Source organism: Cohnella sp. WQ 127256 (genome assembly GCF_024519285.1).
In the GTDB taxonomy this organism is placed as follows: domain Bacteria; phylum Bacillota; class Bacilli; order Paenibacillales; family Paenibacillaceae; genus Cohnella.
The window spans coordinates 560,802-574,873 of the sequence record NZ_JAMZCY010000001.1 but is presented as its reverse complement, the minus strand read 5'-3'; the positions used below and the strand labels follow the sequence as shown (position 1 = coordinate 574,873).

15 protein-coding genes are annotated in these 14,072 nt (G+C 45.9%); 2 read left to right on the top strand and 13 right to left on the bottom strand.

Annotated elements, in window-relative coordinates; all coding sequences use genetic code 11:
* Positions 1-82: 82 nt before the first annotated feature.
* Positions 83-1,138 carry an adenosine deaminase gene (gene add / locus M1K58_RS02345; protein ID WP_256757050.1) on the top strand — a complete coding sequence of 352 codons (1,056 nt, stop codon included), beginning with the start codon at positions 83-85 and terminating at the stop codon, positions 1,136-1,138.
* Between the two features lie 73 nt (positions 1,139-1,211).
* On the opposite strand, the gene M1K58_RS02340 is transcribed toward add, so the two are convergent.
* The 8 genes from M1K58_RS02340 to M1K58_RS02305 form a co-directional block, all read right to left on the bottom strand.
* On the bottom strand, positions 1,212-2,198 hold the full coding sequence (locus M1K58_RS02340; protein ID WP_256757049.1) for a sugar kinase: 987 nt from the start codon (positions 2,196-2,198) through the stop codon (positions 1,212-1,214).
* Positions 2,195-2,839, bottom strand: a complete 645-nt coding sequence (locus M1K58_RS02335) for a bifunctional 4-hydroxy-2-oxoglutarate aldolase/2-dehydro-3-deoxy-phosphogluconate aldolase (RefSeq protein WP_256757048.1) — start codon at positions 2,837-2,839, stop codon at positions 2,195-2,197. The genes M1K58_RS02340 and M1K58_RS02335 overlap by 4 nt, the downstream gene beginning before the upstream one ends.
* Before the next feature lie 129 nt (positions 2,840-2,968).
* Positions 2,969-4,036, bottom strand: coding sequence for a mannonate dehydratase (gene uxuA / locus M1K58_RS02330; RefSeq protein WP_256757047.1), 1,068 nt, complete (start codon positions 4,034-4,036; stop codon positions 2,969-2,971).
* A gap of 52 nt (positions 4,037-4,088) precedes the next feature.
* Positions 4,089-4,856 (bottom strand): SDR family oxidoreductase, encoded by a 768-nt coding sequence (locus tag M1K58_RS02325; RefSeq protein WP_256757046.1) that lies wholly within the window; start codon positions 4,854-4,856, stop codon positions 4,089-4,091.
* Positions 4,843-5,706 carry a helix-turn-helix transcriptional regulator gene (locus M1K58_RS02320; protein WP_256757045.1) on the bottom strand — a complete coding sequence of 288 codons (864 nt, stop codon included), beginning with the start codon at positions 5,704-5,706 and terminating at the stop codon, positions 4,843-4,845. The genes M1K58_RS02325 and M1K58_RS02320 overlap by 14 nt, the downstream gene beginning before the upstream one ends.
* Positions 5,699-6,571, bottom strand: a complete 873-nt coding sequence (locus M1K58_RS02315) for a sugar phosphate isomerase/epimerase family protein (RefSeq protein ID WP_256758210.1) — start codon at positions 6,569-6,571, stop codon at positions 5,699-5,701. The genes M1K58_RS02320 and M1K58_RS02315 overlap by 8 nt, the downstream gene beginning before the upstream one ends.
* Positions 6,572-6,604: 33 nt before the next feature.
* A complete protein-coding gene (locus M1K58_RS02310) occupies positions 6,605-7,678 on the bottom strand; it encodes a Gfo/Idh/MocA family protein (RefSeq protein WP_256757044.1) in 1,074 nt (357 codons plus the stop codon).
* Positions 7,679-7,689: 11 nt separating this feature from the next.
* Positions 7,690-8,814 carry a Gfo/Idh/MocA family protein gene (locus M1K58_RS02305; RefSeq protein ID WP_256757043.1) on the bottom strand — a complete coding sequence of 375 codons (1,125 nt, stop codon included), beginning with the start codon at positions 8,812-8,814 and terminating at the stop codon, positions 7,690-7,692.
* A gap of 226 nt (positions 8,815-9,040) precedes the next feature.
* Between M1K58_RS02305 and M1K58_RS02300 the strand changes: the two genes are divergently transcribed.
* A complete protein-coding gene (locus M1K58_RS02300; protein ID WP_256757042.1) occupies positions 9,041-9,346 on the top strand; it encodes a hypothetical protein in 306 nt (101 codons plus the stop codon).
* Positions 9,347-9,461: 115 nt separating this feature from the next.
* Here the strand turns inward: M1K58_RS02300 and M1K58_RS02295 are convergent, their stop codons facing one another.
* From M1K58_RS02295 to M1K58_RS02275, 5 genes are all read right to left on the bottom strand, one after another.
* Positions 9,462-10,388 (bottom strand): AEC family transporter, encoded by a 927-nt coding sequence (locus M1K58_RS02295; protein ID WP_256757041.1) that lies wholly within the window; start codon positions 10,386-10,388, stop codon positions 9,462-9,464.
* A 151-nt stretch (positions 10,389-10,539) separates the two neighbouring features.
* Positions 10,540-11,196, bottom strand: coding sequence for an SGNH/GDSL hydrolase family protein (locus M1K58_RS02290; RefSeq protein WP_256757040.1), 657 nt, complete (start codon positions 11,194-11,196; stop codon positions 10,540-10,542).
* Positions 11,197-11,223: 27 nt separating this feature from the next.
* Positions 11,224-12,141: an L-lactate dehydrogenase gene (locus M1K58_RS02285; protein ID WP_256757039.1), complete on the bottom strand. Its 918-nt coding sequence runs from the start codon at positions 12,139-12,141 to the stop codon at positions 11,224-11,226.
* A gap of 16 nt (positions 12,142-12,157) precedes the next feature.
* Positions 12,158-12,937, bottom strand: a complete 780-nt coding sequence (locus tag M1K58_RS02280) for a formate/nitrite transporter family protein (RefSeq protein ID WP_256757038.1) — start codon at positions 12,935-12,937, stop codon at positions 12,158-12,160.
* Between the two features lie 374 nt (positions 12,938-13,311).
* Positions 13,312-14,010 carry a YwaF family protein gene (locus M1K58_RS02275; RefSeq protein ID WP_256757037.1) on the bottom strand — a complete coding sequence of 233 codons (699 nt, stop codon included), beginning with the start codon at positions 14,008-14,010 and terminating at the stop codon, positions 13,312-13,314.
* Positions 14,011-14,072: the final 62 nt, after the last annotated feature.

The following is a 14,072-nucleotide window of genomic DNA, read 5'->3' as shown; positions in this document are numbered from 1 at the left end:
ACGTATACGAGTAACACATTTACTCGATCCTCTGATATAATGTTATATTATCTAACACCTAACATTAATGGAGGTAAGCTGAATGAATATCTCACGCTTATTGTCAGAATTACCCAAGGTTGATTTGCATGTCCATTTAGATGGTAGCGTTCAACCTACTACCCTCCTAAAGCTTGCTGAAGATCAAGGGATTTCCCTACCATCGGAAAATGCATTCGAATTAATTCCTTATGTTCAAGTTGAGGAAAACTGCACAAGCTTAACGGAGTACCTTATGAAATTCGATTTCGTGCTTCCTTTTCTGCAAACCAAACAATCTCTTGAGCAGGTTGCATACGAGGTCGTAGGGCAAGCAGCCGAGCATCAGATTAAATATATCGAAGTTCGTTTCGCCCCACAATTGCATCGGAGGAATGGATTATCCACTGCGGATACGATTCACCACGTGATCCAAGGCTTAAGACAAGGAGAATCCCAATTCGGTGTTAAAGCTCGAGTGATTGCCATCTGTATGAGGAATCACACCGTTGCAATGAATATTGCTGTCGTTGAAGCAGCTTCCCTATTTCTTGGACACGGATTAGTTGCTGTAGATTTAGCTGGAGATGAAACGAAGTTTCCTGCTGGGTTATTCCGTGAAGTATTTGCAGTTGCGCGTAAGCTTCAGATCCCTGTCACCATTCATGCTGGCGAAGCTGCTGGTTCTGAGAATATCAAAGAAGCAATAACACATCTCGGAGCAAGAAGAATTGGCCACGGCGTTCGACTAAGGGAAAATTCAGAGCTCATGGACATCATACGGGAGCAAAAAATACCCTTGGAGCTATGTCCGACAAGCAATATTCAAACCAAAGCGGTATATGACTGGAGCTCTTATCCGATTCGGGATTATTTCGATCAGGGAATCGTATTGACGATCAATACAGATAATCCTGGAGTTTCTGGAACCAACCTTACGAAGGAATATCAAATTATCGCCGAGAAATTCGGATTCACGATTAAAGAAATCACGAAGCTAATCATGAACGGAGTGGAGGCATCATTCCTGGAGGACGACGAGAAGGCTATGCTAAGACGTGACTTCGAGAAAATACTCAATAAACTCGGGGTATACGACTCCATCGACATCCCTCAATAAAGGGTTTCAGCAGCCCTATGTTAAAACAACCGAGCAGAAGGGCTTCGCACTTCGCTCGGTTGTTCTTTATTTATTATCTCGTAATTTCTTTTCCACCAGATAGAAGTCTATCTAACTCATCACGCTTCGGAAGGCCTTCCCAATCCCCTTTGTACTGTGTCGCCAAGGACCCCATGAAGTTTGCCCGTTCCAACGCTTTCAGCAGGTGATCATCGTGCTCTAGATCGCCACCGTTGTCCAAGAACCCCGACAGGAATCCAGCAGCAAAGGCGTCACCCGCACCGACAGTATCTACGATTCGCGTCACCGGGAACGGAGCTGCCGTAACGGAGTGATCCCCGATAAATCCCATGGAGCCTCGCTCACCCAGCTTAAGAACGACAACTTTAGCGCCGAGCTTGAGAAAATGAGGACCATATTCGGTTTCAGCTTTCTCGCCAACAAGAAACTCTGCTTCTTCGATGCCCGGCAAGAAAATATCGCATAGTGGAATCAAGGAGAGCAGCGTAGCCCGCGCTTCCTCTTCCCCCCAAAGCTTACGACGTAAGTTCGGATCGAAGGAAATCGTCATCCCATGCTGACGGGCTTGCTTCATCAGCTCCTTGACCGCATCTCCCGTCTCGGGTCCAAGAGCAGGTGTAATCCCGGTCACATGCAAATGCTTGGCACCTTGCAGCCATGAAGCTTCCACATCACGAGGAGTTAACCGGCTAACCGCTGAGCCTTTACGATAATAATAAACATTCGGATCCCCGTAGCCCTTAAATTCTTTGAAATAGATTGCAGTAGGATATGCAGCATCTCTTTCCACTAGCGAGACGTCTATGCCTTCTCCAGCTAAAGTGGACAAGATGACATCACCGAATGGATCAGCGCCCAATCGGCTAATCCAGCGTACCTTGAAGCCTAATCTGGACAAACCAATGGACACATTCGATTCGGCACCTGCAATGGAACGAGTAAATAAGGGAGCATAAGCTAGCGAGCCTTCACTCATCGGTTGCATTAACACCATGCTCTCGCCTATCGTAACGACATCCGCTTCCCTTAAGGAACTCATACCGCCTTCGCCCCTTGGACCTCATTTACGAAGGCTCGAGCAAGCTTCTGCAATTCTTCGAATTTCCCATCTGTCACAAGCTGCTTATCTACAAGATTTCCACCCAATCCAACGGCAATCGCACCCGCATCAAGGACGGTATTAATATTTTGCAAATTAACTCCACCGGTAGCAACCATAGGAATATGATTCAGAGGAGCACGAATTTCTTTCAAATAGTTGATCCCAAGAGAACCCATTGGGAACACTTTCACAGCAGAAGCACCAGCCTTATAAGCGCGGACAATTTCTGTAGGCGTCATCGTTCCAGGCCATACCTCAACACCTTGTTCGACGCCGTGATAGATGACCTCTTCATCTAAGTTAGGTGAAATAATATATTCAGCGCCCGCAGCGATGGCTTCCTTGGCTTGTCCTAGATCAAGAACTGTGCCCGCTCCAATACGTAGGCGCCCTGTATATTCTTCGCGAAACCGCGAGATCATGTCCAGTGCACCATCTGTATTCAAAGTAACTTCGAGGAACACGATTCCACCATCTGCTAACGCTTTAGCTGTAGCGTCACCAGACTTTGCGGAAATACCACGAATGATAGCAACAATCTTCTCGCGAGATAAGGCTTGCATAAGTTCTGAGGGCATAAGAAAGCTCCTTTGGTGGGTAGAGTTGTGTTTAACCTTCTGAAATAACCAACGCATCCCATTTTACCACCACGAAGCAAAGGATGATAGCGTTTAATCCCTGCATTAATATACTGTATTTTGACTATTCTACGGATAATCCTGATTAGACGCTGCGCGCTCCTTGGTCAGAGCTTCCCACATCCCGTTCAAGTAAACAGCTCCCAGAGCGCGATCATATAAGCCATAGCCCGGTTTCCCCGTCTCGCCCCATATCATACGGCCGTGGTCTGGACGGACAGGTCCTATATAATGAACATCCCTTAATGCTCTAACGATCTCCGCCATGTCGAGCGAACCTGCAGATGACAGGTGAGCTGATTCTTGGAAAGATCGCTCGCCTGTAAATTTAATATTCCGAGCATGCATGAAGTTGATCTTGCCTTCCGCTCCGAACTGACGAATAAGTGCCGGTATATCATTAGCAGGATTCGCCCCAAGGGAGCCACTACATAGACAGAGCCCGTTTACAGGACTGTCATAGAGCTGAACAAATCGTTGTAGAGCATCGCCATCGGTAATAATGCGCGGGAGCCCGAATATTGGCCAAGGTGGATCATCCGGATGAATCGCCATTAAGACGCCAGCTTCCTCCGCAATAGGCATAATCGCTTTTACGAAATAAGACAGATTATCCCACAGCTTCTCATGATCTACTGTGGCATACTGATCGAATAACAACCGAAGATCCTCTTTCCTGTAGCTACTATCCCAACCCGGTAGCTGCAGCTCTCCGCTCAGAGGATTCATGCGTTGAACGACCTCATCCTCATAGATGAGCGCATTCGAGCCATCCTCCAGCTCATAATCTAGCTGAGACCTCGTCCAATCGAATACAGGCATGAAGTTATAACAAACAATACCCACTCCTGCTTGAGCCAGATTACGAAGCGTTCGACCATAATTATCGATTAAGCGATCCCGATCTGGAAGTCCTAGCTTAATGTGCTCATGCACAGGTACGCTTTCAATAACGCTAAGGGAAAGTCCTGCAGCTTCAACCTTCGTCTTCAACTCCATTATTTTCTCAATCGGCCATTCTTCACCCACTGGAACATCATAGATCGCACTAACAATTCCAGTCACTCCGGGAATTTGCCGAATTTGCCACAGCTTCACCGGATCACTATCTCCATACCAACGAAAAGTCATTTGCATCTAACTCCGGCACTCCCTTTCCTGAATGAACTACAAAAGTTACAGCATTTTATTAAATGGTCATCGCTCCGAAACCACCATCCACTCGAAGTAGTGAACCCGTGACGAATCCGGAGGCTTTCTCCGAGGCTAAATAAACAGCAGCGCCCTGTAGCTCCGAGGGATCTCCAAATCTTTTCATTGGGGTATGCGCCATTATCGACGACACTCGCTCCTCAGACAAGATCGCCCGATTTTGCACCGCAGGGAAAAAGCCTGGAATAATCGCATTCACCCTAACCCGGGCAGGAGCGAATTCGCGAGCGAGAAATTGGGTCATATTATTAACAGCGGCTTTAGATACCGAATATGTAAAAACCCGCGATAACGGAAGGGTTGAAGATACAGAGGACAAGTTAACAATACTACCTCCAAGCCCCCTATCGACCATATGCTTACCGAACACCTGACAAGCCAGCAAGACACTCTTGGCGTTCACATTAATAATCCGATCCCATTCCGCTTCTTCAATATCGAAGAATGGAGTCACACTGTTCACGCCTGGACAATTGAGCAGAACGTCAACCCCACCGGTCCAAGCCATCACCTCTTGAAGCAGCCTCTCTAGGTCCTGTTTCGACGTCGCTTCGACCGCATAACTCCGAGCTTGCCCACCCGCTGCTTCGATCCTAGATTGAACCGGCTCCGCATTTTTTACTTTACGACCCGTCAACGCAACATTCGCACCATAAGCAGCTAATGCTTCAGCCATTACTCCACCTAATGTAGAAGATCCGCCAATAACAACAGCCGTCTTCCCTTTGAGATCAAATAAATTCATCCGCCATTCCCACCCTCTGTATTGACGTGCGTTGTTCCTTCAACTGCTTTTTGTAACGTTCAGGCGTTAGTCCAGCCTGCTGTTTGAATAGCCTACTGAAATGAGCAAGATGCTTGAAGCCAAGCCGCAAGGATACTTCCGTCACAGCCAAGCTTGGATGTAGCAGGAATAAGATTTTAGCCTCATTGATACGCTTGCGATACACATACTCGAATATCGTAACACCCGTTACTTCTTTAAATATTTTGGCCAAATAGGATTTGCTTAGATGAAGCTCCTGCTGTAGCCGCTCCATGTTCAATTCATCGTCCGTATATCGATCTTCAAGCAAAGCGATAACATCCTGCACGGACTTCTCCTTGTCGGTAGGGAACTCCCTCTGCTCACTTAGAGGCTGAAGACACCGATCATAGACAAAGTTCAACAAATCCACGAATGCCAGTATTAACCGACTCTCCCCGACTTGACCCCCTCGCTGTCGATGCCCCTGCATCACTTCCAAAATCCGCTCTAGCTCCACTTTGTCTGCCCCTCGCAAGCAAAGTCGGTAATTTTTAAATTGCTCAAAGGGCTGCATAACAGGGACAGCCTGCGGCAATTCCAGGTAAGGACGAAGAAGGGCTGGGTCAAAATGAATAATGGAGCGAATATAGGGAACCGCAGGATCAATCTTAGGGCAATGTAGCGTCATTCCATACATGAGGATGAGATCACCTGGAGCGAGATTGTAGATTGTATCTCCGATTAAATAATTGCATTTGCCCTCGTGAAAATAATAAACTTCATAATACGTATGGGAATGAAATACGGGCTCGAACAACCCGATCGTTCGATAATTAAACTCAAACATTAGACTGAAGCTCCACCAACAAACCTCCGATATATTCGGAAAAATGGTTAAGCATCGAAGGGGAGTCCGCAAACTGTTTACTGAAATCCTCGACTCCCAAATAACCATCGTAACCGACAGCGATCAAATCAGCGATCACCTGTCTCCAAGGAACCATACCTTCCTTGAGACCTTTCCACTCGGAATGCCATACTGTACTTCCATCCTCAGTTGTCTCTTTCACCTGCCAACCTGCATTTTTCACATGTACATGTGCCAGGTAAGGACCTAGTAATTCCAAAGACATTTTGTAATTCTCAAAGCCTTCATGGACCGTATTACCTGGATCGAAAAGCACGCCAATAAAGTTCGGATCATGACCCTCAACCAGTCTACGTGCCCCAGAAGCTGAGGCAGAGAGGGTCCCATGATGAATCTCGATCAAGCCTTTGATTCCATATTTCCGGCAGAGCCCTTCTGCCTCTTTCAAATAGGCTCGTGCTAGCTCGAATAATTCGGTATACGTCTTCCTGCGATCATAGCCAGGAACGCCTAGACGAATGAATGATGCCCCCATATACTGTGCGGCTTGTAGCACCTTCTCCGTCGCTGCCAAATCACCCGCTTGCAAGTACGGAGTAACACTTACATTTTGGATGCCATATTGTTCTGCCGCTGCCTTGAAACGATCCAGCTCATCTTGACCACCAGAAGGAGAAATCGTACAACGATTGTTACCCCAGAATGAGGGTACTTCCTCTGCTAGATGATCAGGAGTTTCCGTGTATCTCCATTCTACCCCTTGAATACCCGCTTGCTTTGCTGCGGCCGCAAGCTCGACTGGATTCAATTCCGGCGTTGCTACTGTAAATATCGAAAGCTTCATCATAGGGCGAGCTCCTCCTCTTAATAGTACTTCTTATTCGATGCGAATCGCTCTCGCTTGCGCTTGTAGGCACAGTTCTGCTGCTTTGAACGTATGTGCTTGCGTCATCGCATTCTCTGTTCGATTCAAGCTATCTAATAGGAGTTGACCGAAATAGGGATATCCCACCTTACCTCCAAGCTCCATATGAAACTCACCCTCATTATTTACTATATAAAGCTGGTCTCCATTAGAGCTCCGTGCGATATCCACGTATTTACGCAATTCAATATAACCACTCGTCCCCATGATGACCGTACGGCCATCGCCCCAAGTAGATAGACCGTTAGGTGTCAGCCAATCGACGCGAAAATAATTTGTCGAGCCATTGTCACCTACTAGACTCGCATCCCCGAAATCCTCGAGCTCTAGATAGTTCTTGTTGTTGTAATTCGCCACTTTGCTATTAACCACTTCTGCATCACTGCAGCCAGCATAAGACAGAAACTGCTCAATCTGATGGCTGCCGATGTCACATAGAATTCCTCCATATTGCTGACGATTGAAAAACCAATCCGGTCTTTGAGTCGCATTCAATCGGTGTGGTCCAAGTCCAAGCACCTGCACGACACGCCCAATGGCTCCATCCTGTATTAATTGTCCAGCAAACACTGCACTTTCCACATGAAGTCGCTCACTATAATAAACCGAATATTTGCGCCCAGTTAATTCGACGGTACGCTTCGCTTGCTCAAGCTGCTCCATTTCTGTAAACGGAGTTTTGTCGGTGAAATAATCTTTGCCATGCTCCATCACCTTCACACCAAGCGGACCGCGAAGATTAGGTATAGCCGCAGCAGCGATAAGCGATACCTCAGGGTCTTGTAAAATTTGCAGCTCAGACTTCGCCACTTGCACATGCGGGTACGTTTCGATAAAGCTACGAACCTTAACAGGATCTGGATCATAAACCCATTTCAATGTTGCACCTGCCTCTTGCAATCCATTGCACATTCCATAGATGTGCCCGTGATCAAGAGACATAGCTGCGAACACAAACTCTCCTCGCCCAACAACCGGACTTGGTTTCCCTTGCGGCGCATAGTTCATACCATTCGCTTGAGACATTCTCATTCTCCTTATCGTTTGGCAGCCTTTGATTGAGAGATTTGCTCTTGCAGCTTGTGATAGAACAAATCCTCATCGATCGGTAGCTCCACCCAATTGTCCGTCCAAGTAGACAGCAGCATCGCGTTGGAAAGGGTCAAGCCTTTTATTCCATCTTCACCTGGAGCGAGCAATGGGGTTCCATCAAGGATTGCGTTCGTCCAATTTTGCGTAATTTCCATGTGCTGAGTGCCACCCTTCGCTACAGGAATGTCACATTTCCATATTTCTGGTTGAGCGAATGCGCTCGTATTGTCACGGTTAAATTCTGACTCTAATTGACGTAATCTCCAGAACGTCATTTGGTCTTCCTCGATGACGATTTTACCGCGATCTCCAGATATTTCTAGACGGTTCGTACCTGGGCAATCATAAGTAGACGTAACAAAAACCCCAGTTGCTCCGTTCTCATATTCGGCATAGGCTGTCACATCGTTCTCTACTTCTATATCACGGTGCTTGCCAAAGGAACAAAATGCACGAATTCGCGTCGGCATAAGACCTGTTACCCACTGCCACAAATCCAACTGATGGGGATCCTGATTAATAAGCACCCCACCGCCCTCACCAGCCCAAGTCGCTCTCCAGCCACCAGAGTTATAATACGCTTGAGAGCGGTACCAATTCGTTATAATCCAATTCATACGTCGGATTTCTCCGAGCTCATCTGAATGGATCAAATCCCGTAGCTTCATATATAGAGGATTCATGCGCTGATTGTACATAATGCCATAGACTTTGCCACTAGCCGCTGCTGCTTCGTTCATTTCACGTACTTGCCGAGTATAGACTCCAGCAGGCTTCTCAACTAGAACATGAAGTCCATGCTTAAACGCTTCGATCGCTTGTGCCGGGTGATCGTAGTGGGGGGTACAGAGCAGAACACCATCAACGGCGCCAGAGCGATACATCGCTTCAGGCGTTTCGAACGTTTGGACACAGTCCCCCCATTGCTCATTAACCTGCTTCAAGCGCTCAAGTCTAAAGTCGCTAACTGCAACTAGTTTCGCCCCTTTAACTTGACCTTCAATCAAATACTGCGCATGCCCTGTACCCATGTTCCCTAGACCAACAATACCGATTCTAACGTTATCCAATTGGGATTCTCCTTCTTAGGTTAAGGTTTATTCTTCTGTAATTATTGTATCATTGTTGACTGTAAGTGAACTTCACTCTCAGGAAAGATTATTCCTATTCATTTAACTGTGAGTCTTCTCTTTATCCACCTAGGTCACTCTTCGAGTATTTCGTCCGGATGCGCTTCGTTCATGCTATACTATCCCTAACAAAACTGGGTAATCCATCTGCAAAGGATGAAGAAGCATGGCTTTTGGCATTAAGAGAGTAGAGTTAAACGAATGGAAGACAGCAGTTACCCGGGGGGAAACCTCCTTCTTAACCCATTACTGGTTTGACCCACGATTTCCGAATATCCGCACCGTAACGAAGGTAGGTAATTCAGATATCGCCAAATTAGCACAATGGTGCATCGAGAATGGTCTAAATCCAAAATACATTCATAACCGTCCACCGTTCCCCCACTTTGATCTGATGGGGCCTAAGCAGAAGGAAATCCTCATTAAAGAAAATCTCATGAATCATCTTGAAAGATTCGGATTGAACAAGTAGAAGCCTAGTCAAGATACAAAGTTAAAATTCCACATCAAAAAACCAATCCCACAGCAGCTAGAAATGGGATTGGTTTTTTGATTGAACTGGATTACATCTTAATTTCTTTGTTCCTCTACAACCGTAACAAATAAATAACCACGGAGACCGTCACAATACTAAGCACCGTTGATACAAGCACAGTCTGCGAAGCAAATTCCTTTTCATTATCAAACTCTACCGCAAGCAGCACACTGGATAGGGATGTCGGGACAGCCGATGAAACAATTAACGCCGCAGCTACCATTTTATCCACATCAAACAAGAGGATAACACCCCAAGCGAGTAAAGGACCCACAATGAGGCGAAGCCCCGATGCAATGCCGACATCAAGCGCCAGCTTCCGGTTAAACACACTCTTCATGCTTCCTAATTGCACACCCAGTGTAAACAGTGCCGTCCCAATAAAGGCACTAGACAAATACCCGATCGAAATATCCATAAATTCAGGCAGCGGTACTTGAAAGCCACGTAACAACAAAGCAAGTGGGATGATATAAATAACCGGCATCGATAAGATGACCTTACGAATTTCTCGCCAGTTCGCTTTGTGTGCATTCACGCTATAGATGCCATAAGTATTCGGAATGAGCGATTGCATCATCATGATAATGATCTGAATCGATAAGGTATAGGCATTACCCGCGAATGCAAGCTGGTTAATAGGAATACCATAGTTCGCACTATTATAGAAAAGAACACTGTTTCTCATGGCCGCTCGCATTCCGCCGTCGTATTTGCGAAGTCGAATAACAACCTCAAGCAAGCCATATTGCGCTAGCATAAACAAGACAAAGAAGAGCAATACTTGACCGAACAATTGCAGCGAAATAGCAGTCCCATACAGCAGCTCAAACATAATAGCTGGTGAGAACAAATAGAAGTTCATCTTGGAAAGCGTCTTGATATCCAGAGTAAAAATGCGATGCAAGAGAATACCTAGACCGATTACAAGGGATAAAGGAAGAACGTTATTTGTGAGAATATGTAGAAAAATGTCCACGGTGTATATAATCCTCTCTGTCCCACAAGCTATCGTAACTAAGTGTTCTGAATCTCAAAGCCAATTATATCCCATTAATTTCATCAACGTATATAGAAAAACCGCCAATCTCTCGCACGCTGCGAGCATTGGCGGTCCTAATGCGTATCCTTTACCCTCTATTCCAATCGAACCCGATCTTGTTCAGGAACGCTCTCGCGAGTACGGCATGTCCGGCTTGAGTTGGATGTACACGATCCCAAGCTAATGTAGAGGAGTATAGATCCTTCAGCACCACATTAAATGCAGCCTGCGTATCCACGAACATAGCTCCAGTATCCTCAGCAATCTTTTTCACGATAGCCCCGTATTCATCCATCGTCTTGCGCATAGCATCCTGTTCGTTGCTTTCCAGATAGAAAGGTGTCATCAGCACTAGGTTGCTAATATGAGGTTTTGTTTGTTCAACCAAAGCACGGAGCGTCGCTTCATACTTGTCCGCATACACATGCCATTCTTTAATAAAGGGGGTGTCGTATTGACGCCATACATCATTCGTTCCAATCATGATCGATAGCCAATCTGGCTTCCGGTCTAGAACATCCTCCTGCCACCTTGCTTGTAGATCGACTACGTTATTACCACTTGAACCTGTATTGATAACACGGATTCCAAGATCAGGGTATACGGCTTGCAGCAAAGCATCAACCAATGATACATAGCCTTTCCCAAGCGCTCCGAACAGTCCTTCACCCGTCGGTCTCACTCGGTCGCAATCTGTGATAGAATCGCCAATGAATAATAGCTTCTGACCTTTATGTAGCAACATGATCGTATCTCTCCCAATCAAATAACATTATGATATCGATTCAATTAAGCTTTTAAGCTTGTTGGCAGAGCGTTGCAGAAGAACCTCTTCCTCTTCTGTCATTTGAATATTCAGAACTTCCCTCACCCCATGATGGTCGACGATACATGGCACTCCCATGAATACATCAGAGATCCCGTGGTAGTCCGTCAGCAATGTTGATACGTTCAACACTGCGCCTTCATCTCTTAAGATTGCCGTACAAATCCGATCAAGTGCCAATGCAATCGCGTAGAACGTCGCACCCTTGGCGCTAATAATCTGATAAGCCGCATCACGTGTGTTAGTGAAAATTTCCTCTTTGTCTTCCTCACTGATCTGCAGCTCAGCACCAGCCACATTCGCAAGGCTCCATAATGGAAGCTCCGAATCGCCATGCTCCCCTACGATATGTCCATGCACGCTACGTGGGTCGATGTCCAGCTTATCACCGATCAGGTAACGGAACCTTGCGCTATCGAGTAGCGTTCCCGAACCGATAATCCGCTTCACCGGCCACTCCGATTTCCTCCAGGAAAAATAAGTCATGACGTCTACTGGATTAGAGGCGATCAATAAAATGCCATGAGAATTGTACTTCATAACCTCGGTCATAATGCTGTCGAAGATCGCTACATTACGCTTCAATAGATCAACGCGAGTTTCTCCATCTCTTTGGGCAGCTCCAGCCGTGATCACAATAATATCCGCTTCGCGACAATCCTCATATGTTCCTGCCCACAGCTTTGCCCCACCTAGAAATGGCATGCCGTGATTCATGTCCAAGGCATCTCCGACTGCTTTCTTATGATTAGCATCAATAAGTACTAACTCATCCACACGATTCCTAAGTAACAATGTATAAGCAGTCGTCGAGCCAACAGCACCCGCGCCGATAATTACGATTCTTGTCTTCTTTTTAATCATTTTATAAATCCTCCAATTAATCTTCCAAAAAAGGTTTATTTACATAGTAGTACATGTACGCCATTAACACTCCGCCGCCAACCAAATTCCCTAAAGTTACCGGAATCAGATTGTGCATCACCCCATCAAACGATATCGTCCCTGGATGATTCAGAACTAGTGCAATCGCGAACGTACATAGATTAGCAATGCTATGCTCGTAGCCAGAAATAAAGAAGCAAAATACGAACAACATCATGGCAAACATTTTGGCGCCATCGCTCTTCATCGACATAGGGATGAAGAAGGCGAGACATACGAGCCAATTACACAAAATCCCGCGGAAAAATAATTCCATCGTTGGCGTATGCATCTTCTTCTCAACGACACTAAGTAGAAATCCGTTGACGGAGCTGTCATCGAAAAGTCCAGTCGTATAGATCATAAATGCAAACACAGCCGCTCCTAATACATTACCCGCATAACTCCAAATCCAAAGCTTCACCACAGTCAACCATTTGAGCTTCTTACGCAATGCTGTATAGGAAAAGTAGAACGTATTTCCAGTAAACAGATCGCCTCCACCATAGGAGATTAAGATAATGGCTGCTCCGAAAGTAAGGGCTGCCGCCGGATACGTTAGTGGCGAATGCTCAACATAGAAAAAGCTGCCCGTTTTGAACGCGACAATGACCCCAAAACCGATGAACATAGCGGCTAACATAGACCTTGATAAATACCGCAGCTTACTTTGTTTGTACACCTTCGACTTCTTCAACGCTAACTCTTCAACCTTCTTTAAAGCTTCTGTTTCCATTAACATCTCCCCCTCAATATCTCTTCTTAGTTGAGATGGATTGAATGGATCTACTGTAACACGCTGAAAGTAATGAAAATGTGAAAATAGTCACAAGTAGTAACTCCTACTCCACTTTGCTCAGCTACGGCTGCTCTTTCCACCTCCCATTTTCCCAGGTCCTTCGGAAGGAACTCCCTCCAACAATAAGCAGCTCAACGACTTATACAGCATTTCTTTGTCTTCTAAGTAGAGTAATAGCATCCAATATCCACTAGCTTTAAGCTCGTAGAAGAACCAAACATTGTACTGGTAAGATTATACACGAAAGCTCCGGAAATCGTATAGATGAAGCTAATGAGCACAGGAAAATAGCAATAAAGCATAACTCCGGTTTATGAACGGTTTGTTTCATATTCGGAGCGACTACCTATTAATCTAACAATGCCAAGCAAACCAAAGCAAAGAATGAGCACCACGAGCTCCAGTTGGAGTAAATACCATGGCCAAGGGGCGAGCAGATCGAGCATGGATGCCGTGTCCGGCTTGCGAGCAAGGAACATAAAGTTTGTACCTGCTAGGCTATTCGTTATTGCCGCGGGTATGGCCAGCACATGCAACCAACCGATTGCCCGAAATACGGAAGCTACGGTTGGACGGTAGCCTTCGATCACTGTTAGGAAGACGCTTGCTCCAACAATAGCGCTATGAGCAATGAAGAAGTGAAAGTAACGAAATTGTGGGAAAGTTACATCAAGATTCGGAGTCAGTAGCGCCTGCAGTGCACCCATGACACCTAGAAAAAAGGTGATTTCATAAAGCTTATGGTTGCGAGTTAACAACAGCAGAGCAGACAACCACATCATAATGCTGCACAGCTGAAAGGGTAAGGAGTATAAGCCCCAATTATCCGTTATGCCGTACCATACTTGAAGAGATAGCTCGCAGCTGACGAGCACCGCGACCAGTGCGTACCTGGCGTTGCGATTAGCTGTTGTTGCTCTTAATCTCTTGCGAAAGGCAACAATCGCGATGACTAAAGCCGCCGCCATTGCCATTCCTAGAAAATGCGCCAACGAGAAGGGCTCGAACACCGTTATCCCTCATTTCATCGTTTTGTATATCCTTGTTACAGGTTCATTCTAGAATATCTGCA